Consider the following 21,482-nt stretch of genomic DNA (forward strand, 5'->3'; position numbering starts at 1 on the left):
GTGGGATAACATGGATATTATTTTGGCGAAAAGTGCGGGATTCTGTTTTGGAGTGCAAAGAGCAGTGGACAGTGTTTATAGTGAGATTGGAAAACAACATGATAGAATTTATACATTGGGACCGATTATTCATAATGAACAGGTTGTAAGTGATTTCGCATCAAAGGGAGTTAAGGTTGTTGAAGATATCGAACAATTGAAAAGACAAAATAATGAAACAGTTATTATAAGGTCTCACGGTGTGGAAAAAAAGGTATATGATACCTTGGAAAAGGAAAATATTAATATTGTTGATGCAACATGTCCCTTTGTGAAAAAAATTCATAAAATTGTTTTGGAGGAGAGCAGTCAGGGCAAACAGATAATTATTATAGGAAATGATAAACATCCGGAAGTTGAGGGAATTAAAGGATGGGTTGATGGGACTGCAATCGTAATAAATGAGCCGGAAGATATAGAAAAAATTGATTTCAACAAAGATTCAAAGGTGTGTGTAGTGTCTCAAACGACATTTAACCACAATAAATTTAAATATTTGGTTGAAATTATACAAAAAAAGGGTTATGATATTAATGTTGTAAATACGATTTGTAATGCGACACACGAAAGACAAGCGGAAGCGAAAGATATTTCGTCAAAAGTGGATGCTATGATTGTCATTGGCGGCAGACATAGTTCTAATACACAAAAGCTGTATGATATATGTAAAAAAGAATGTAAGAATACATTTTATATTCAGACCGCAGAGGATTTAAAAGAAGGGTCTGAGTTTGATACTTATATTAAATCGTGTGATGATAATTCATTAAAGTCTATAGGTATTACAGCAGGGGCATCTACCCCAAAGAATATTATTGAGGAGGTCGTTCTTAATGTCAGAGATGAGTTTTGAACAAATGTTGGATGAATCATTCAAGACAATTCACAACGGTGAAGTTCTTGAAGGAAAGGTAATCAGTGTAAGAGAAGACTACGCAGTTCTTAATATAGGTTATAAGGCTGATGGTATTCTTACAAGAGATGAATACTCTAACACACCTGTAGATCTGACAACTGTAATTAAAGTAGGCGATGAACTGACAGTCAAGGTTCTCAAAGTGAACGATGGAGATGGACAGGTTGCTTTATCGTATAAGAGAATTGCTGCAGAGAAAGCAAATAAGAGACTTGAAGAAGCTTTTGAAAATAAAGAAGTTCTCAAAGCACCAGTTGTACAGATTTTGAAAGGTGGTTTGGGTGTTGACGTAGAAGGCGGAAGAGTATTTATACCGGCGAGCCTTGTATCAGATGTGTTTGAAAGAGATTTGAACAAATATTTAAATCAGGAAGTTGAATTTGTTATTACAGAATTTGACCCTAAGAAGAGAAGAGTTATTGGTGACAGAAAACAGTTAGTTGCAGCTGAAAAAGAAGCAGCAAAGAAAGCTTTATTTGAGAAGATAGCTGTTGGAGATACTGTTGAAGGTGTTGTCAAGAGTGTTGTTGATTTTGGTGCTTTTGTGGATATCGGGGGAGCTGACGGTCTTCTTCATATTTCTGAAATGTCATGGGGCAGAGTAGGAAATCCAAGAAAAATCTACAAACCTGGTGATAAGGTGACAACATTTATTAAAGAAATTAATGATGATAAGATTGCTTTGAGCCTTAAATTTGAAGACACAAATCCATGGGCAAATGCAAGTGAAAAGTTTGCTGAAGGTGTGATTATAACAGGAAAAGTTGCAAGAATGACAGATTTTGGTGCATTCGTTGAAATTGAGCCTGGTGTTGATGCGTTATTACATGTTTCACAGATTGCAAGACATCATGTTGAAAAACCGGCAGATGAATTGAGTATTGGTCAGGAAATTGAAGCTAAGATTGTTGATTTCAATGAAGAAGAAAAGAAAATCAGCTTAAGCATAAAGGCATTACTTCCAGATGAAGACCCTGTTGAGGATAGTTATGATGTGGAAGAAGAAGTTGTTGAGACAGAAGAGGCAGAAGCTACAGAAGAATAAAATGGTATAGACCATTTCATTTACAATATAAAAGCAGGCAAATTATTTGCTTGCTTTTACTGTTTTTAGCAGAAATCTTTTTAGGAGATGAATATTATCAATGAGAGTTATTGCGGGAAAGGCACGAAGATTGCAGCTTAAAACGGTGCAGGGAATGAATACCAGACCGACGACAGACAGAATTAAAGAAACATTGTTTAATATGATAAATGATTTGTTATATGATGCGGTTTTTCTTGATTTGTTTAGCGGTAGTGGTGGAATTGGTATAGAGGCGTTAAGTCGTGGTGCAAAAAAGGCTTATTTTGTGGAAAACAATAAAGAGGCATTTGACTGTATCAAGGATAATTTAAAATTTACAAAATTAGAAGAAGATGCTACTGTAATGCTAATGTCCTTTAAAGAGGCATTAGAACAGTTGAATGGCAAGATTGTATGTGATATTATTTTTATGGACCCGCCATATAATAAACAATTGGAAAGAGAAGTGTTGATTTTTCTCTCAAAATCTGATTTAATAAATGAAAATTCTTATATTATCATTGAGGCATCGTTGGAGACCGATTTTTCTTATGCAGCTATGTTAGGATTTGAGATAATAAAAGAAAAAAAATATAAGACAAATAAGCATATATTTTTAAAATTATGTGGAGACAAGCTATGACAAGAGCAATATATCCTGGAAGTTTTGACCCCGTCACTCTGGGGCATTTAGATATCATATATAGAGCATCAAAAATTGTAGATGAATTGATTGTAAGTGTTTTGAATAATAAATCGAAATCGCCGTTGTTTTCGGTCGAAAATCGTGTTAAAATGCTAGAGGAAGTCGTAAAAGATATTCCAAATGTTAAAGTAATGTCGTTTGAGGGATTGTTGGTTGATTTTGCAAAAAAGGTGGATGCAAAAGTTATCGTGAGAGGGTTAAGGGCAGTCACCGATTTTGAGTATGAACTTCAAATGTCGCAAACGAATATGGTTTTAGATAGTGATATTGATACGATTTTTTTTACAACGAGCTTAGAATATGCGTATTTAAGTTCGAGCACAGTGAAAGAAGCTGCGTATTATGGCGCAGATATCAGCAGATTTGTACCTAAAACGGTTGTCAATCAAGTTTATGATAAATTTAGAAGATAAAGGAGAATTGAAATGAGTAAAATTGAGCAGATTATTACAGAAATTGAGGAATACATTGATAATTGTAAGTTTCAGCCATTATCAACATCAAAAATAATTGTAAATAAAGATGATATTGATGAATTATTGGCAGAACTGAGATTGAGAACTCCTGATGAAATTAAAAAATATCAGAAAATAATTGCTAATAAAGACGCAATTCTCAATGATGCAAAAGAAAGGTCAGAATCAATGATAGCTGAGGCAACAGCGCATATTAATCAGTTAGTCAGTGAACATGAAATTATGCAGAAGGCATATAATGAAGCAAATCAGATTATTGAACAGGCACAGCAGGAGGCACAGAACATACTTGATTCTGCCACAACAGAAGCAAATGATTTAAGAACAAGAGCAATGCAGTATACAGATGATATTTTGTCAAATGTTCAGAGTATATTAACTACAGGAATGAACAGTTTTGAGAGCGCTCAGAGTACAATGATGACTTCCCTGAACAGTTCGTTAAATGTTGTAGTGGAGAGCAGAAAAGAATTGGGCGGACAGGATGAAAGTGACATAGCATTAGATGAGGATGATGATGATTTAACAGTAGATTTACTTTAATGTTTTGTTGAATTATAAAAAAGAAACAAAGCTTTTGCTTTGTTTCTTTTTTATATGATATATCGGTATTTTTAAAATTTATTATTCAGGTATAAAACAATAATAAAAAGAACTGAAAAGATAATTATACTTTCAATTTTGCCTAAAATATAATACTTTTTTAATGTTTTATTTTTTAGTTGTCCAAGAGATTGCATGGTAATGGAAAAACCACCAAAAACAGTGCATAGTAGTAGAAAATAAATACATATTACGGGGTGGCTTATAGAAGCGGTAATGATTGGAGCTCCCGAAGTTATTTCTAAAAATCCGCAGATGAGTGCCTTAAATTCAGTATTGATTGATGTACTGGCAATTAAACCGGAAAATATCGTAAAACAAATAACGTAAACGCATAAGATAGATAGCGACTTTACAGATGAGAGGATTGGATTCCCACTGTATAATACAGGAGACAAGTGGGAGGAGTTTATGTATGTTTTGTTCCAGAATCTATTTATAATTCCTGTTAATACCGCAGGCGCATAGACAAGGAAAAGAATTATGACTGTGGTGTATGGTGTTGAAAAAAATGTATTCCATAAATTTTTTACAAAGTTAAAATAAATATAATTAATTAAAAAGGAAATGCTGCAGTTATTGCAGAAAGTTGCCAGATAGCGGGCTTCAGATAATGTTATTTTTCCTTGAGAATGCAGGTCGGAAATTACTTTTGCTCCCATTGGATATCCGCAGGAAAAACCTATGATTACAGCAAAACAGCCATTGTCGGTAATGTGAAATAGTTTGTTTAGAAATGGTTTTGTAATATAGCTGATATATCTGCAATAATCATATTTTTGCATAATATTAACAATAAGCATAAAAGGCAGTAAAGCGGGCAGTACATTATAAAGGCAAAGGATGATTCCATCCTTTACGCTTTCGGTGATTATTTTGGGAAATGAGAGAATAAGTATAATTGCAATAATACAAAAAAATGTTCCTGTTAGTTTTTTCATAAAAGCCTTTTTTATATATATTATTTCAAATATTTTTGTTTATTCCCATAATATAGGTTGAAATTAGAACAAAAATACAATAAAATGTACAAGGAAGTTTTGAGGTGTACATATGAGATTAGCATCAATATCCAGTGGAAGCAAAGGAAACTGTATTTTGATTGAAAATGCTGAATCAACAGTAATGCTGGACGCTGGAATTAGCAAAAAGAGAATTGAAGAAGGTCTAAACTTTTTTCATAAAAAACCGGAAGATATCGATGGAATAGTGATTACACATGAGCATAGCGACCATATAAAGGGATTAGGGGTATTTCTGAGAAAATATAATAAACCGGTTTATGCAACAGAAAAAACAATAGAATACATATTAAATTCATCTTCCATTGGTAATGTTGATAGTGATTTATTTCACGTTGTTGTTCCGATGAAAGAGTTTCTTGTTGGTGATACACAAATTTTACCGATGCGTATCAGTCATGATGCTGTAGACCCTGTTTGCTATAAGTTTATCAGTAACCTTTCGACAGAAGACAAGTCTTGTGCTGTCGTAACAGATTTGGGAGAGAGCAATGATATTCTTGTCAATCATATAAAAGATATAGATGCTTTGTTGTTGGAATCCAATCATGATATTGGAATGTTGCAGACGGGTCCTTATCCATATTATTTAAAACAACGTATTTGGGGAAATAAGGGACATTTGTCTAATGAAGCATGCGGTGACCTGATTAATCAAATAATCAGTGAAAAACTAAAGCATATTATTCTTGGGCATTTAAGCCATGAAAATAACTATCCGGAATTGGCCTTTCAGGCAGTAAGAAATGAGATAAATTTTGGAATGCATGATTTTTGTGCAGATGATTTAGATTTGAAGGTGGCTAGTAGAAATGAACCATCGTCCGAGATTGACTTTTAATTATATAAAGATAAATTATTAGGAGGATTTTATGAAAAAGACAATTATTACAGTTGTTGGAAAAGACACAGTAGGTATTATCGCAGGGGTATGTACATATCTTGCGGAAAATAACGTAAATATTCTGGATATTTCTCAGACAATCGTTCAGGAGTATTTTAATATGATGATGATTGTTGACTGCAACAATGCTTCAAAGCAGGCTCACGAGCTCGCAGATGATTTGGATAAACTGGGAGAAAAAATTGGTGTGAGCATCAGAATGCAGCATGAAGATATTTTTAACAGTATGCATAGAATATAATCGATTGACTGGAAATGGAGAAATACAATGATTAATAAATTTGAAGTAATTGAAACCAACAGGATGATTGACAACTACAATCTTGATGTCAGAACGATTACCCTTGGTATTAGTCTCATGGATTGTATCAGTGATAATCTTGAAACCTTAAATAATAATATATACAATAAAATAAAAAAACTTGCCGGAAATCTTGTACAGACAGGTGAGGATATTTCAAAGGAATATGGTATCCCTATTGTCAACAAAAGAATTTCCGTAACGCCAATTGGATTGATTGGTGCAAGTGCATGTAAAACACCTGAAGATTTTGTTACAATTGCTATGACACTCGATAAAGTTGCAAAAGAGGTTGGCGTGAATTTTCTTGGAGGATATTCTGCATTGGTAAGTAAGGGAATGTCAACGGCGGAAGAAAATTTGATTAAATCAATTCCACAGGCTCTCGCCTGTACAGAGCGTGTCTGTAGTTCGGTAAATGTTGGTTCCACAAAAACAGGAATCAATATGGACGCAGTCAGACTTATGGGAGAAATTGTATTAAAGACAGCAGAGGCAACAAAGGAACAGGATTCTCTGGGCTGTGCAAAGCTTGTCGTGTTTTGTAATGCACCGGATGACAATCCGTTTATGGCAGGAGCTTTTCACGGTGTGACAGAGGCAGATGCGGTAATTAATGTGGGTGTTTCAGGACCGGGTGTAGTAAGACATGCATTGAAGAAGGTGAGAGGAGAAAACTTTGAAATTCTCTGTGATACAATTAAGAAAACGGCATTTAAGATTACAAGAGTCGGTCAGTTGGTTGCAAAAGAAGCTTCTAAGAGATTAAATATACCTTTTGGAATTATCGATTTATCTCTTGCGCCTACTCCGGCAATTGGTGACAGTGTTGCAGATATTTTGGAAGAAATCGGTTTACAGAGAGCGGGAGCTCCGGGAACGACGGCAGCGCTTGCTATGCTTAATGACCAGGTGAAAAAGGGTGGTGTCATGGCATCCTCTTATGTGGGTGGTCTCAGCGGTGCATTTATTCCGGTCAGCGAAGACCAGGGAATGATTGATGCGGTCAAGGAAGGAGCTTTAACGCTTGAAAAATTAGAAGCTATGACTTGTGTATGTTCTGTGGGGCTTGATATGATTGCTGTTCCGGGAGATACCAAAGCAACGACGATTGCTGGAATTATTGCAGACGAATCTGCAATTGGTATGGTAAATCAGAAAACGACGGCAGTTAGAATTATTCCGGTAATAGGGAAAAGCGTAGGTGAAACGGTAGAGTTTGGAGGACTCTTGGGATATGCTCCTATTATGCCTGTGAATAACTTTGCCTGTGATAATTTTGTAAATAGAACTGGTAGAATACCTGCACCAATTCATAGTTTCAAAAATTAATAAAAATAGTTGAAGCAAGGGATATTATGACTTTTCTGTTATAATATCCCTTATTGTGATTGTAAGTTCGATAATAGAGGGTTATATGAATACAAACGGGAGGAGGTATTATAAGATAAAAATTTCCCGTTCAAATTCTGTGGGTAATTCTATTTTATATTTGTTCATAAAAACCATTCGGTAGAGTGAGTCGGCCTGCAAATTGATATCAAGCATTTTTTTTGACAATATATCACAATGGTTATAGTAGTCTGAAAATTTACCGATAATATCTATTGTGCTGTTTTTTTTGATTAGAGACAATATGTTTGACTTTTTATGAAAACCCAATAATCTTCCATAAAATATAAAATTATTCTGAATAAACTGTTCCATATCTTCTTTCGTAATTTCTAATACAATATGACAGAGTCCCCTTGATATTCTGGAAAAAGTATAGTTTTTTGAGTGTAATGTAGAAATAAAACTGTTTATGTCCATAAAAGTATATTTTAATTTGGTGATTCGATTGGATAAAAATTGGGTGATATCGTAGTATTTTTCAAAATCATTTTCCGAAATCAGTTTATAACCTACAATTTTGTTAAAATCTTCGGGGATAATAAATTTATTATCCTTTAGAAAGGCATGCGTATTTTCAGGTATAAATTTGCGAATACTATTTATATGATTACTCATGATTTCCTGACGGATACCGGTTGCAGAAGCAAAATCTGCCTTAAGTATTGTTGAATGATATCCGGCGCCAATTCTTTGAATAAATACTGGTTCAATAGAAGTATTTAGCTTTTTCATTGCCTTTAAATACTCAATTGCCAATATATTATTTGGAGTGGATAGAATATTAGCTATTTCGTTGTTATCTGCCAAAATACAACTAAAATCAAGATAGTTTTTTAGAGCATATAATCTTGCTGTAGGGAAAGATACACCGGTTTTTAGCTGTTTTGAAAGATATGTTTTATATTCCTCCGGTTCATTTGCAAGTATAGAGGCTATCAGCTCTAGCATTTTTGTATTTGTAGTTTCACAGCCAAAGCACAAATAATCAATACAATTTAATTTGGATAGAAAGGCAACGGAAGCGGTGGCAAATAGTTCAGCAGATGCAGTGGAATAACAGACCGGAAGCTCAAAAACGGCATCTGCACCGTTTAATACTGCCATTTTCGCTCTGAGTGTCTTGTCAAAAACAGCAGGCATTCCCCTTTGTACATAGTTACCGCTGCAAATAACAACAACATTGTCGGCATTTGTTGTTTTTCTGGCGGTTTCTATGAGATACTTATGACCGTTATGAAACGGATTAAATTCTGCGATGATTCCTACTGTTTTCATAATTTTTACCTTTACTTTTAATAAAATATTTTGTACGTTTAAGTACGTTTTTATTTTAACATTATTCCGTTATTCAATCAATTCATTGATAATTAAATTGTTGTTGTGTATTGAAAAAAGGTATATTATAATAATTTGTATGATTGGAAAATATATGAAGAAACGAGGGAAAAGGTATTATGGGTTTTATCGGGCATTTAAAGGACAAAGCGAGACTTGATAGAAAGACAATTGTTCTTCCGGAGGGTATGGACAAGCGTACTTATGAAGCGGCAGAACAGATTATCCGGGAAGATTTTGCAGATATTATTCTGCTCGCTACAGAGGAAGAAGTCGCAAAATATGGAAAAGACTATGATATAAAAGGTATTACGATAATTAATCCGAGAAAATATGAAAAAACAGTAGATTATGCTGAGGACTTTTATCAATTGAGAAAAGCAAAGGGAATGACAAAAGAACAGGCATATGCAATTTTAGTCAGTGATTATATGTATTTTGCATGTATGATGGTCAGGGCTGGAGATGCGGACGGAGTTGTATCAGGAGCATGCCATTCCTCAGCAAATACATTAAGACCATCACTGCAAATTATAAAAACTAAGCCCGGCAGTAAACTTGTCTCAGCCTTTTTTGTGATTTGTGTTCCGAATAAAGAAATGGGAAGTGATGGTGTATTTGTCATGGGAGATTGTGGATTAAATCAGAATCCGAACCCGACACAGCTCGCAGATATTGCGGCAAGCAGTGCACAGTCTTTTGAATATCTTGTAGGCGAGAAGGCAAGAGTGGCAATGTTATCACATTCGTCTCATGGAAGTGCTGCTCATAATGACGTAGATAAGGTTGTGGAAGCGACAAAAATAGCCAAGAAGGAATATCCACAATACTTAATTGACGGAGAATTACAGACAGACGCAGCGCTTGTACCGGAAATTGCAGAGTTTAAGGCGCCGGGAAGTCCGGTAGCGGGAAAAGCGAATGTGTTAGTGTTTCCGGATTTGGATGCCGGGAATATTGGATATAAATTATTACAGAGATTAGGACAGGCAGAAGCATATGGTCCTCTGTGTCAGGGAATTGCAAAGCCAATCAATGACTTATCAAGAGGATGCAGCGCCAGAGATATTGTCGGCGTTGTGGCAATTACTGCTGTACAAGCGCAGATTGATTAATTTAGTAGGAGTTTGAAATGGAAGTTTTAGTTATAAATTGTGGCAGCTCGTCATTAAAATTTCAGTTGATAGATTCTGAAAATGAGAGAGTTTTAGCTAAGGGACTATGCGAAAGAATCGGAATGGAAGGAAGCTCTATCACATATGAGAGTATACAGTGTGATAAGAGTACAAAAGAAGTGGAGATGCCAACTCATAATGAGGCAATGAATGCTGTCATTTCAGTTTTGACAGATGAAGAAACAGGCGTAATTCAAGATATGAGTGAAGTAAAGGCTGTAGGACATAGAGTGGTTCATGGAGGAGAATTTTTCTCCCAATCTGTATTGGTAACAGAAGAGGTTCTAGACAAAATTGAGCAATGCAATTATCTTGCACCGCTTCACAATCCTGCAAATATTATTGGTATAAAAGCGTGTATGGAAATTATGAGGGATACACCAAATGTGGCTGTTTTTGATACGGCATTTCATCAGACGATGCCCGAAAAAGCATATCTGTATGCACTACCGAGAGAATATTATGATAAATATAAAATAAGAAGATATGGATTTCATGGTACATCACATAGCTATGTATCTAAAAGAGCAGCTGAAATTGTTGGACAGCCATACAAAAAATTAAAGACAATTGTATGTCATCTTGGAAATGGAGCAAGTATTTGTGCGGTGGATTGCGGAAATTCTGTTGACACCAGCATGGGCCTGACACCGCTTGCAGGTGTAATTATGGGAACTCGTTCCGGAGATATTGATCCGGGGATTATTGAGGTTATTGCACAACATACAAATAAAAACATTTCTGAGATTATAAATATGCTAAATAAAGAGTCGGGGATTGCCGGTCTCTCAGGTGTGTCCAGTGATTTTAGGGATATTATAAAGGCGATTGACGAAGGAGATGTAAATGCAAAATCTGCATTTGATGCATATGTTCATAATGTAGTAAAATATATAGGAAGTTACGTTGCTGTCATGAATGGTGTGGACATGATTGTTTTCACCGCAGGTGTTGGTGAGAATAACGGACGTGTGAGAGAAGCAGTTTGCGAATATTTTGGATACCTTGGTATTGAAATAGATGATAAGGCAAACGAAAAACGTGGGGAAGAGATTATGATTTCTACGCCAGATTCTAAAGTCAAAGTTTATGTAATACCTACAAATGAAGAATTGGCAATCGCGAGAGAGACAGTAGAAATTCTAAAATAAAATAAGTATCTTGACAAAAATATAACAGATATGTATAATTGTTAAGGTGTCTTTGAAGAAGGAAGATTATGTTAATTGATTTATACGAATTATTACAGGAAGAAGACGGTCACAGAAGCGTCGAACCAAAACTCGAAATCAGTGAGTTTAAACTGAAAAAGGAATGTTTTCCTATCAAAAACAGTAAGATAAACATGTCGTTTCACAATAAAGGAAAAAAGCATATTGCTTTTCAATGCATCGGAAGTGTTACCTTAATAATTCCGTGTGATAAGTGTTTAGAGCCTGTAGATTATAAGATTAATATAGAGTGTTTCAAAGATTTGGATATGAATAAGACTTCAGAACAAAAGATTGCCGAATTAGATGAAGAAGTTTATCTGGAAGGAACTAAGTTTGATACTGAGGTATTTATTTATAACGAGATTCTGGTTAGTTTACCTATGAAAGTTCTATGCAAAGAAGATTGCAGAGGAATTTGCAATAGATGCGGCGCTAATCTCAATATGGGAGCCTGCAAGTGCGATGACGCAGAACCAGGTACGGGAATGTCGAAAATTTTAGATGTTTTTAATCAGTTTAAGGAGGTGTAAACCATGTCTATCTGTCCAAAGAACAAATCTTCTAAAGGAAGAAGAGATAAGAGAAGAGCTAACTGGAAGATGTCAGCTCCAAATCTTGTTAAGTGCAGTAAGTGTGGAGCTTTGATGATGCCACATAGAGTGTGCAAGGCTTGTGGAAGCTACAACAAAAAAGAAATTGTTTCAGTTGACTAATTATAAAAATAAGACTTTGTGGAAGACACAAAGTCTTATTTTATGTAATCGTAACGAGATGATTATGTTATAAATTGGTGGTAATACTTTATAAAGGAATCAAAAAATAATATGGAGTATAGAATATGAAAAAGAATTGTGTAAAATTAAAAGATAAAAAATTGCAGATAATCATGTTATTTTCAATATTATATATGATTATGCTTATATTTAACCCGCGTAATCTTGATGATTGGGCTTGGGGAACGAAAACAGGAATAGAACGTCTGCAACATGGATTTCAAGGATATAACGGTAGATATCTTAGTAATATAATTACCTTAATTTTTACAAGAATGCCTTCAATCCTATTTGCTATGATAGGAGCATTGATTGTTTTTACTATTTTGTATCAAATTTCAAAATTGGCACGAAAAAGTATTTTAATATTAGTGCCGGTTGTGCTGATTCTATTGATGCCGAGAAACACTTTTGTACAAACTTTCGGATGGGTGTCAGGTTTTACAAATTATGTGATTTCACTTATGATGATAATAACTTATTTGTTATTTTTGAAAAAATACTACAGTTATAAAAAAATATCTGTGAAAATGGCAGTATTTCTTTTGGTTTCGGGCATTGGAGTACAACTTATATTGGAGAATACAACAATATTTTTTGTATTAGCTGGTGTATTTTGTATTATATGGAGTGTTTATTATAATAAAAAAATGAATTTCCATTATCTATCATTATTTATCGGAAATATAATTGGAATGATTATAATGTTTACCAATTCAGCATATTTAAGCGCTGCAATTGATAATGGAAAGACATATAAGAAAATAGATATAGACTTTGATAGAAAGTCTTTTATACAACAGACATGGAAAAGTTTTTCTGGCAAAATAATAAAATATTGGTTTACGGAAAATATTTGGCTTATTATTGTCTTGGGATTGACTATGATTGGCTTTTGTATCGTTGTTGATATGAAATTTAAAAGAGTACTTTTAGGTATATTTTCGGCGATGACGGCAATGTTTTTTCTAAATAGTGTAGATGCTGATCAAACTTTTTATTTTCCTTCTATCAATAGTTTAAAGGCAGTTGCAATTATCATCTTTTGCCTGGCAATGGTAGCAGCGATAGCACTGGGGATTAAAAATTCCAAAGAGAAATTAATTTTATTAGTGACATTGTTATCCCAAATTCCATTAGTATTGCCATTGATTGTATCTGAGCCGGTAAATGCAAGATGTTTTATGAACAGTTATGTAATGTTTGCCGTTTTTGAGATGCAATTGATTTACTACATTGTGGAATATACTGAAAATAGATTCCAAAGAGATGATTTTTGTAATATGAAAAAGAATATTTGTAAATATTCTTTTCTTGTGGCAGCGTGTTTTATTCTATTTAGATTTGGCATGGATACAAACGGTTGTATTTTTATAAAGAAAGCTTTATCAGAAAGAAATAATTATATTGAAAAGATGGTCAGTGAGGGGAAAGAAAACTTTATTGTACCGTATATTCCGATGTCTGGCTTATATTGCGTAAATATGAATCCAAAGGATGAGAACTGGCAGGAGTGTTATAATGATTATTATGGTTTTCCGAGTAATATACGATACACATATATTAATTATTGGGAGTGGGAAAAATAAGATTATAATAAATAAGAGCTTTGGGGTCTATCGGTGTTGAAAACTTTCTTTATTCTTGATTTTACGGCCATTTTTTAGTATATTATCATTATGCGAAAAAGGAGGACATACAATGTCAGAGACGATAATAGCGTTAGACTGCATGGGCGGAGATAATGCACCGGAGGAAATTGTAAAAGGTGCTGTTTTAGCATCGAATGAAAACAAAGAAGTTCGTATCAAATTAGTAGGCAGAAAAGAGGCTATTGATGCGGAACTTTTAAAATATACATATGATAAAGAAGCATTAGAGGTTGTTAATGCAACAGAGATGATTGAAACGGGAGAACCACCGGTTGTGGCAATACGGAGTAAAAAAGATTCCTCGCTCGTAAAATGTATGTATATGGTAAAGAAAGGAGAGGCTGATGCCATGGTTTCAGCCGGAAGTACAGGAGCGAATCTTGTAGGAGGACATGTTATCATTGGAAGATTAAAAGGTGTTGAGAGACCACCTTTGGCTCCGTTGATTCCAACAAAAAACGGTGCGGCGCTTCTGATTGATTGTGGAGCGAATGTTGACGCAAGACCTTCCCACCTGATTCAGTTTGCGAAGATGGGGGCGGTCTATATGGAAAGTATTGTCGGTATTAAAAATCCAAAGGTTGCCATTGTAAATATTGGAGCGGAAGAAGAAAAGGGAAATTCTCTTGTAAAAGAGACATATCCTTTATTGAAAGAATTAAAAGATATTAATTTTATTGGAAATATTGAAGCCAGAGAGATTCCGGAGGGCGTGGCAGATGTCATTGTCTGTGATGCATTTGTTGGAAATGTGATTTTAAAATTATATGAAGGCGTAGCAGGAGTTTTAATTGAGAAAATCAAAGGTTCTATGATGAGCACCTTGAAGACAAAGATTGGGGCACTTTTAATTAAGAAAAGTTTAAAAAACACTTTAAAGGGATTTTCTCTTGAGGAACATGGAGGAGCTCCATTATTAGGATTAAACGGTCTTTTGGTTAAGACACATGGTAGTTCTAAGGCAATAGAAATAAAAAATTCAATTCTTCAATGTCACACATTTAAAGAAATGAATTTAAATAATAAATTTAAAGAAAAACTGAATTTAGAAAACAAATAGGTTTTAGGAGGAAAAATGGAATTAGAAAGATTAATTCAGGCAATTGCAGATGTTTTAGATTTGGACGCATCTACAATTACAGAGGAGAGTAAGTTTGTTGATGATTTAGGAGCAGATTCATTAGATGTGCTTGAGATTGTAATGGGAATTGAGGATGAATTTGGTATCCAGGTTCCTACAGACGAGGCACAATCCATTATTACAGTTGGAGATGCCTACGATAAGATTAAAAAAGCTCTTGAAAAATAGTGAAATGTTTTTTTGATTAAGCCCTAGAAATAGGGCTTAAAATACGTTATAGGAATTTAGAGGAAGAATATGAATACTGATTATACTCAGTTAGAAAATAATATTGGATATATTTTTACAGACAAAGATTTACTAATGAATGCATTGACGCATACATCCTTTGCTAACGAACATAAAAATAAAAAAATAAAAGATAATGAACGTCTGGAGTTTTTAGGAGATGCTGTTCTTGAGCTTGTGTCCAGTGAATTTATATTTAAGACAATGCCGGAGATGCCGGAAGGAGATATGACAAAGTTAAGGGCGAGTCTTGTGTGTGAGCCTACGCTTGCCGAAGATGCCAGGGAGATAATGCTGGATGAATTTATATATCTGGGAAAAGGTGAGGAAGAAACAGGTGGCAGAAAGCGCGATTCTATTGTTTCGGATGCTTTTGAGGCTTTAATTGGCAGTATATTTTTAGATGGTGGAATAGAAATGGCAAAAGATTTTATATTAAATTTTGCCTTGAATGATATAGATAATAAGAGATTGTTTCATGATAGCAAGACGATACTTCAGGAGAGGGTCAATATTGTAAAAGCAGGGAAGCTTTCTTATGAAATTATTCATGAAAGCGGACCAGATCACAATAAATCTTATGAGGCGGTAGCAAAACTGGATGAGAAAATCATAGGAAAAGGCATTGGGCATACAAAAAAGGCGGCAGAACAGCAGGCGGCGTACAGTGCCTTAAAGACTTTAGATAAGAGGGATTAACATGTATTTAAAAAGTATAGAAATACACGGATTTAAATCATTTGCAAATAAAATAAATTTTGAATTTCACAATGGAATTACGGGAATTGTAGGACCCAATGGTTCCGGTAAGAGTAACGTGGCAGATGCAGTGCGGTGGGTTTTGGGAGAACAGAAGACAAAACAGCTGAGAAGTTCTAAAATGGAAGATGTTATTTTTGCGGGAACAGAGAACAGAAAACCAATGGGTTATGCTTATGTTGCCATTACATTTGATAACGCAGACCATAAACTAAATATTGATTATAATGAAGTAACTGTTTCCAGAAGACTGTTTCGTTCCGGGGAAAGTGAGTATATGATTAACGGAACGCAGGTCAGATTAAAAGATATCAATGAAATGTTTTATGACACAGGAATCGGTAAAGAGGGATATTCTATTATCGGGCAGGGTCAGATTGATAAGATTTTAAGTGGAAAGCCCGAAGAGAGAAGAGAGTTATTTGACGAGGCGGCAGGAATTGTTAAGTTTAAACGCAGAAAAAATGATGCGATGAGAAAGCTTGATGACCAGAATCAAAATCTTGTGAGAGTGTCAGATATTTTGGGGGAATTGGAACGTCAGGTAATTCCACTGGAAAAACAGTGTGAAAAAGCTAAGAAATATCTTGTTTTAAAAGAAGATTTGAAGGTCAATGATGTAAATATGTTTTTAATTGAGTTTGATGAAATTAAAAACAGGCTGGTGCAGATTGATGAAAAAATTAAAATTGCATCTGCTGATATGCAGAATGCCACGGATGAGTTTGAAAAAATTAAAGCTGATTATACAAAATTAGAGCAGATTCTTGAAGAAATTAATAATTCAATTGAGACTAAGAAGGCAACTTTAAACGAGACGATTTTAAGTATAGAGAAATTTGAAGGACAGATTAACGTTATTAAAGAGCAGATTAATTCGGCAAAAAATAATGAGTCTTATATCAATCAGAGAATTGATTCGATTCATACAGAAATACAACAACAGCAAGGCGAATTGGAAAAGTCTGAAAACGAAAAGTCTGAAAACGAGAAAAGATTGAGTGAGGTGATTGCATCTCAGGCAGATATTAACGGGGATATTGCAAAAAAAGGTCAGGAACTTTCTGACTTAGAAGCTGAAATTGAGAGCAATAAATCAAAAATTATTGAACTTTTAAATGCAAAAGCGCTGATTAAAACAAAAATTCAAAGATGTGATACTTTGCTGGAACAGATCAATATAAGAAAATCCCAATTGAATCAAAAATTAATTGCATTTCAGAGCCAGAAAGACGGTCAGGAAAACGTAATAAATCAGTTAGAAGGACAACTTGAGGAGTCAGAAAACGATATTGAGAATATCACAGCCACATTAAACCAATACAAAAATGATTTGGCAGATAAAAGAGTTGAAAATAGCACGCTGACAAAGAATTTGTCTGAGAATCAGGAAAAATATCATAAGTTAAAGTCGAATTTAGATGCTCTTAAAAACCTTACAGAACGTTATGAGGGGTATGGAAATAGTATTAAGAAAGTAATGGAGTTGAAAGAAAGCAAAAAGGGGATAATTGGTGTTGTTGCTGATATTGTGAAGGTTGAGAAAAAGTATGAAGTGGCAATTGAGACGGCACTCGGTGGAAATATTCAAAATATTGTTACAGACACTGAGACGACCGCAAAAGAAACCATTGAGTATTTAAAGAAAAATAAATTTGGCCGTGCAACTTTTCTGCCTCTCAGCAGTATGAGTAATAAAACAAATTTTAATGCTCCGGATGCATTAGAGGAAAAGGGTGTTTTAGGTCTTGCAAGTGAATTGGTTGAGATTAAGAAAGAGTATGAAGGGGTTGCTAAATATCTTCTTGGTAGAGTGATGGTTGTGGATACGATAGACCATGCCATCGCTATTGAAAGAAAATATCGTTATACGGTGAGAATCGTTACATTGGAGGGAGAATACCTTAATGTCGGTGGTTCGATATCCGGTGGTGCATTTAAAAATAACAGTAATCTTCTTGGGCGAAGACGTGAAATCGAGGAGATTGAGAAGAAGCTGGTTTCATTGAAAGAGGAAAAAACAGCTTTAGATAAGGCGCTCGTAGACAATAGAAGTGAAATGAGTCTCATTTCTGAAGAGATTAATAAAGTTTCAAAAGGTCTTCAGGAACAGCTTCTCATAAAAAATACGATAGAAATTAACCTGAAACAGGCAAGAGATAAGAAGGATAATATTGTTCAGGAATATAAGGGCTATACAAAAGAAAATGATGATATTACACTTGAGATGGAAGATATCAATCAAAATAGTTCAAAACTCAGTGAAGAGTTGACGGGAACAGAAGATAGAAGCGGATTTCTTGAAAAAGAAGTAGTTGAAAAGACGAAAAAATTGTCAATGATAAAAGAAGAATTATCAGAGAAAAACAGCGTTCTTGAGGAAATTAATATTGAAATTGCAAATTTTAAACAGAAACATGAATTTATTGTGGAAAAGATTCAGAAGTCAAGTAAAATAATTGAAGGTTTTTTGAAAGAACTGGAAGAGATTAAAAATAATTCTAAGGAAAATGACAGTGAAATTTTATCAAGAGCAGAAGCAATTGAAAAATTGACAGAAGAAACAGAAAAGAATCGTAAGTTGATTCAGGTTCTTGAGAAAGAAATTGAGAATGCTAAGAAGGAAAAAGAAAATCAGAGCAGAGAACATAAAGAGTTTTTTGAAAAGCGTGAGGCATTATCTGAGAGAATATCTGTTTTAGATAAGGAGGTTTACAGATTAAGCAGTCAGAAGGAAGCATTAGAAGAAAAATCTGAAAACAAAGAAGCCTATATGTGGAACGAATATGAGATTACATATAGAAAAGCTGCTGAAATGAAGAATCCTGAATTTAATGATAAGTCAGCGATTAGAGAAAATATTGCGAATATCAGAAAAGAGATGAAGTCTCTTGGAGATGTAAATATCAATGCCATCGAAGAGTTTAAGGAAGTCAATGAACGATATCAATTTATGAAGAGTCAGCATAATGATTTGATGGAAGCAAAAGAAAATCTTCTCAAGATTATTGATGAGCTTGAAGTAGGCATGCGCAAGCAGTTTAAGGAAAAATTCGAGGAGATTAAGATTGAATTTGATAAAGTATTTAAAGAACTGTTTGGAGGTGGCAAAGGAACCATTGAACTGACAGAGGCAGAAGATATTTTAGAGGCAGGGATTCAGATTATTTCACAGCCTCCTGGAAAGAAATTGCAGAATATGATGCAGCTATCGGGTGGTGAAAAGGCATTGACGGCAATTAGTCTATTATTTGCAATTCAGAACTTAAAACCGTCCCCATTCTGTCTTTTAGACGAAATCGAGGCGGCGTTAGATGGTTCCAATGTTGTGAGATTTGCAGAATATCTTCATAAACTGACAAAAAACACACAGTTTATTGTGATAACACATAGACGTGGTACAATGAATTGTGCGGATAGGCTATATGGTATTACAATGCAGGAAAAAGGGATTTCCGCATTGGTTTCTGTTGATTTGTTAGAGAATGATTTGAGTAAATAGAAAGGAGGCGCAGTTTTTGCGCATTTAGAAAATGGCAGGAAAATTTTTTGAAAAACTTGTTTCAGGGTTGTCGAAGACAAGAAACAATATTGTGTCTGGTTTAAATTCTATATTTACAGGATTTTCTAGTATTGATGATGATTTCTACGAGGAATTGGAAGAAACACTTATAATGAGTGATATTGGTGTGAATACGACAGAAGAAATTCTTGAAAGCCTGAAGGAACAGGTGAAAGAACTAAAAATCAAAGAACCGATAGAATGTAAAGAGCTTCTCATTAAAAATATTGAGGAGCAAATGAATATTGGTGAGAATGCATATGATTTTGAAGATGAAAAATCAGTTATTCTTGTGATTGGTGTTAATGGAGTAGGAAAAACTACATCTATTGGAAAACTTTCCAGCCAGTTTAAAAATAATGGGAAAAAGGTTGTCTTAGCTGCTGCTGACACTTTTAGAGCAGCGGCGGCAGAACAGTTGATAGAGTGGGCTCACAGAGCAGGCGTAGATATTGTATCAGGAAAAGAAGGGTCGGACCCGGGTTCTGTTCTGTTTGACGCAATATCTTCTGCAAAAAATAAAAATGCGGATATTCTTTTGTGTGATACTGCCGGTAGACTTCACAATAAAAAGAATTTAATGGAAGAATTAAAAAAACTTGACCGAATTATTGAAAAGGAATATAGTGGTTGTCGGAGAGAAAATTTTATCGTATTAGATGCCACAACAGGTCAGAATGCTCTCGTGCAAGCAAAACAGTTTAAGGAATGTGCGGATATTACCGGTGTTATTTTGACAAAAATGGACGGTTCGGCAAAAGGTGGAATTGCTATTGCAATTCAGTCAGAGTTGGGGATTCCTGTAAAATATATCGGTGTGGGAGAGCAGATTGATGATTTACAGAAATTTGATGCGCATGAGTTTGTAGAAGCATTATTTAATCAGGAATAAATTGGTAACAGAAGAAAGAAGAGTGATTGAAGATGAGTGATAAGTTAAGTTTAAAAAAATTTGAGGAAGCAAGTGAGATAGTCAAGAAAGTTACATTAAATACGAGTTTGATTTATAGTGACTATTTTAGTGCTCAGACAGGAAATCAGGTATATATCAAGCCCGAAAATATGCAGTTTACCGGTGCCTATAAGGTTAGAGGTTCTTATTATAAAATAAGTACATTATCAGAAGAAGAAAGAGAGAGAGGGTTGATTACTGCATCTGCCGGAAATCATGCTCAGGGTGTGGCATATGCTGCAAAATTATACGGTGTAAAGGCGACTATTGTCATGCCGACAGTAACGCCTCTAATGAAAGTAAACAGAACGAAAAGTTATGGGGCAGATGTTATTTTATACGGTGATGTGTATGATGATGCATGCAATTATGCATTGAATCTTGCTTCAAAACAGGGATATACATTTATTCATCCTTTTGATGACTTAGATGTTGCCACAGGCCAGGGAACGATTGCGATGGAAATTTTCAAGGAGCTTCCTACCGTGGATTATATTTTAGTTCCAATTGGTGGCGGTGGACTTGCTACAGGTGTCAGTACACTGGCTAAGTTACTGAATCCAAGAATTAAAGTTATCGGTGTAGAGCCGGAAAATGCGGCATGTATGAATGAAAGTCTGAAAGCGGGGGAAGTGGTAACGCTTGACAGCGCAAATACGATTGCCGATGGAACCGCAGTAAAAACACCGGGAGAGAATATTTTCCCATATATTAAGGAAAACATTGACGAGATTATTACGATTAAAGATGAAGAATTGATTGATGCTTTTCTCGATATGGTCGAAAATCATAAATTAGTTGCAGAAAATTCCGGCTTACTCACTGTGGCTGCACTGAAACATCTCACATGTAAGGATAAGAAGGTTGTATCCATTATCAGTGGTGGAAATATGGATATCATAACAATGTCGTCTATTTTACAGCATGGATTGATTCAGCGTGGCAGAGTGTTTACTGTATCTGTCTTGCTTCCGGATAAGCCGGGTGAATTAGTAAAGGTTGCAAACAAGATTGCAGAACAGCAGGGAAATGTTATTAAATTGGAGCATAATCAGTTTGTATCTGTAAACAGAAACGCAGCTGTGGAATTAAAGGTTACATTGGAATGTTTTGGGCATGAGCATAAAAAGCAGATTTTGAAAGCATTAGCTGAGGCGGGATATAATCCAAAAGAGCAAATGCCAAATTTATAAAAATATAAACGAAAAAGAGACTGTCGCATGAATGAATGCGGCAGTTTTTTGAGATGGCGACGAGGAAAAT

The 21,482-nt window shown here is 34.8% G+C and carries 21 protein-coding genes; 19 read left to right on the forward strand and 2 right to left on the reverse strand.

Annotation, left to right across the window (positions count from 1 at the left end; translation table 11 throughout):
* The first annotated feature begins 10 nt into the window (after positions 1-10).
* The 5 genes from ispH to Q5O86_RS01720 all read left to right on the forward strand — a co-directional run bounded on the left by ispH (position 11) and on the right by Q5O86_RS01720 (position 3,746).
* Entirely contained in the window at positions 11-892 is an 882-nt protein-coding gene (ispH, locus tag Q5O86_RS01700; RefSeq protein ID WP_302625413.1) for a 4-hydroxy-3-methylbut-2-enyl diphosphate reductase, read from the forward strand.
* Entirely contained in the window at positions 873-2,000 is a 1,128-nt protein-coding gene (gene rpsA / locus Q5O86_RS01705) for a 30S ribosomal protein S1 (protein WP_302625414.1), read from the forward strand. Before ispH ends, rpsA begins: the two co-directional genes overlap by 20 nt.
* 100 nt (positions 2,001-2,100) lie before the next feature.
* On the forward strand, positions 2,101-2,664 hold the full coding sequence (rsmD, locus tag Q5O86_RS01710) for a 16S rRNA (guanine(966)-N(2))-methyltransferase RsmD (protein ID WP_302625415.1): 564 nt from the start codon (positions 2,101-2,103) through the stop codon (positions 2,662-2,664).
* Positions 2,661-3,140: a pantetheine-phosphate adenylyltransferase gene (gene coaD, locus Q5O86_RS01715; RefSeq protein WP_302625416.1), complete on the forward strand. Its 480-nt coding sequence runs from the start codon at positions 2,661-2,663 to the stop codon at positions 3,138-3,140. Before rsmD ends, coaD begins: the two co-directional genes overlap by 4 nt.
* A 12-nt stretch (positions 3,141-3,152) precedes the next feature.
* Entirely contained in the window at positions 3,153-3,746 is a 594-nt protein-coding gene (locus tag Q5O86_RS01720) for a vacuolar family H+-ATPase subunit H (protein ID WP_302625417.1), read from the forward strand.
* 71 nt (positions 3,747-3,817) lie between these two features.
* Here the strand turns inward: Q5O86_RS01720 and Q5O86_RS01725 are convergent, their stop codons facing one another.
* A complete protein-coding gene (locus Q5O86_RS01725) occupies positions 3,818-4,747 on the reverse strand; it encodes a nucleoside recognition domain-containing protein (protein WP_302625418.1) in 930 nt (309 codons plus the stop codon).
* 112 nt (positions 4,748-4,859) lie between these two features.
* Between Q5O86_RS01725 and Q5O86_RS01730 the strand changes: the two genes are divergently transcribed.
* The 3 genes from Q5O86_RS01730 to Q5O86_RS01740 are packed head-to-tail and all read left to right on the forward strand — an operon-like array spanning position 4,860 to position 7,365.
* The gene (locus Q5O86_RS01730; RefSeq protein WP_302625419.1) at positions 4,860-5,669 is read left to right on the forward strand and encodes an MBL fold metallo-hydrolase; all 810 of its coding nucleotides are present in this window, start codon (positions 4,860-4,862) and stop codon (positions 5,667-5,669) included.
* Between the two features lie 31 nt (positions 5,670-5,700).
* Positions 5,701-5,973 carry an ACT domain-containing protein gene (locus Q5O86_RS01735; RefSeq protein WP_302625420.1) on the forward strand — a complete coding sequence of 91 codons (273 nt, stop codon included), beginning with the start codon at positions 5,701-5,703 and terminating at the stop codon, positions 5,971-5,973.
* A 27-nt stretch (positions 5,974-6,000) separates the two neighbouring features.
* Positions 6,001-7,365 carry a PFL family protein gene (locus tag Q5O86_RS01740; protein ID WP_302625421.1) on the forward strand — a complete coding sequence of 455 codons (1,365 nt, stop codon included), beginning with the start codon at positions 6,001-6,003 and terminating at the stop codon, positions 7,363-7,365.
* Between the two features lie 108 nt (positions 7,366-7,473).
* Here the strand turns inward: Q5O86_RS01740 and Q5O86_RS01745 are convergent, their stop codons facing one another.
* On the reverse strand, positions 7,474-8,703 hold the full coding sequence (locus Q5O86_RS01745; RefSeq protein ID WP_302625422.1) for a nucleotidyltransferase: 1,230 nt from the start codon (positions 8,701-8,703) through the stop codon (positions 7,474-7,476).
* Between the two features lie 179 nt (positions 8,704-8,882).
* On the opposite strand from Q5O86_RS01745, the gene pta reads away from it, so the two are divergent.
* The 11 genes from pta to ilvA all read left to right on the forward strand — a co-directional run bounded on the left by pta (position 8,883) and on the right by ilvA (position 21,412).
* Positions 8,883-9,878, forward strand: a complete 996-nt coding sequence (pta, locus tag Q5O86_RS01750) for a phosphate acetyltransferase (RefSeq protein ID WP_302625423.1) — start codon at positions 8,883-8,885, stop codon at positions 9,876-9,878.
* 17 nt (positions 9,879-9,895) lie between these two features.
* Entirely contained in the window at positions 9,896-11,089 is a 1,194-nt protein-coding gene (locus tag Q5O86_RS01755; RefSeq protein ID WP_302625424.1) for an acetate/propionate family kinase, read from the forward strand.
* Between the two features lie 68 nt (positions 11,090-11,157).
* Positions 11,158-11,682, forward strand: coding sequence for a DUF177 domain-containing protein (locus Q5O86_RS01760; RefSeq protein WP_302625425.1), 525 nt, complete (start codon positions 11,158-11,160; stop codon positions 11,680-11,682).
* A 3-nt stretch (positions 11,683-11,685) separates the two neighbouring features.
* Entirely contained in the window at positions 11,686-11,865 is a 180-nt protein-coding gene (gene rpmF / locus Q5O86_RS01765; RefSeq protein ID WP_021953116.1) for a 50S ribosomal protein L32, read from the forward strand.
* Between the two features lie 125 nt (positions 11,866-11,990).
* On the forward strand, positions 11,991-13,514 hold the full coding sequence (locus tag Q5O86_RS01770; RefSeq protein ID WP_302625426.1) for a DUF6056 family protein: 1,524 nt from the start codon (positions 11,991-11,993) through the stop codon (positions 13,512-13,514).
* Positions 13,515-13,626: 112 nt separating this feature from the next.
* A complete protein-coding gene (gene plsX, locus Q5O86_RS01775) occupies positions 13,627-14,637 on the forward strand; it encodes a phosphate acyltransferase PlsX (protein ID WP_302625428.1) in 1,011 nt (336 codons plus the stop codon).
* 15 nt (positions 14,638-14,652) lie between these two features.
* Complete coding sequence (gene acpP, locus Q5O86_RS01780; RefSeq protein ID WP_302625429.1) at positions 14,653-14,886, forward strand: acyl carrier protein; 234 nt, start codon at positions 14,653-14,655, stop codon at positions 14,884-14,886.
* A gap of 69 nt (positions 14,887-14,955) precedes the next feature.
* Positions 14,956-15,645, forward strand: a complete 690-nt coding sequence (gene rnc, locus Q5O86_RS01785) for a ribonuclease III (RefSeq protein ID WP_302625430.1) — start codon at positions 14,956-14,958, stop codon at positions 15,643-15,645.
* Position 15,646: 1 nt separating this feature from the next.
* Positions 15,647-19,207, forward strand: coding sequence for a chromosome segregation protein SMC (gene smc / locus Q5O86_RS01790; RefSeq protein WP_302625431.1), 3,561 nt, complete (start codon positions 15,647-15,649; stop codon positions 19,205-19,207).
* A gap of 31 nt (positions 19,208-19,238) precedes the next feature.
* Positions 19,239-20,159, forward strand: coding sequence for a signal recognition particle-docking protein FtsY (ftsY, locus tag Q5O86_RS01795; RefSeq protein ID WP_302625432.1), 921 nt, complete (start codon positions 19,239-19,241; stop codon positions 20,157-20,159).
* Positions 20,160-20,191: 32 nt separating this feature from the next.
* Positions 20,192-21,412: a threonine ammonia-lyase gene (gene ilvA, locus Q5O86_RS01800; RefSeq protein WP_302625433.1), complete on the forward strand. Its 1,221-nt coding sequence runs from the start codon at positions 20,192-20,194 to the stop codon at positions 21,410-21,412.
* The last annotated feature ends 70 nt before the right edge of the window (positions 21,413-21,482 follow it).

It is taken from the genome of uncultured Eubacterium sp. (genome assembly GCF_937958975.1).
In the GTDB taxonomy this organism is placed as follows: Bacteria; Bacillota; Clostridia; order Lachnospirales; family Lachnospiraceae; genus Eubacterium_G.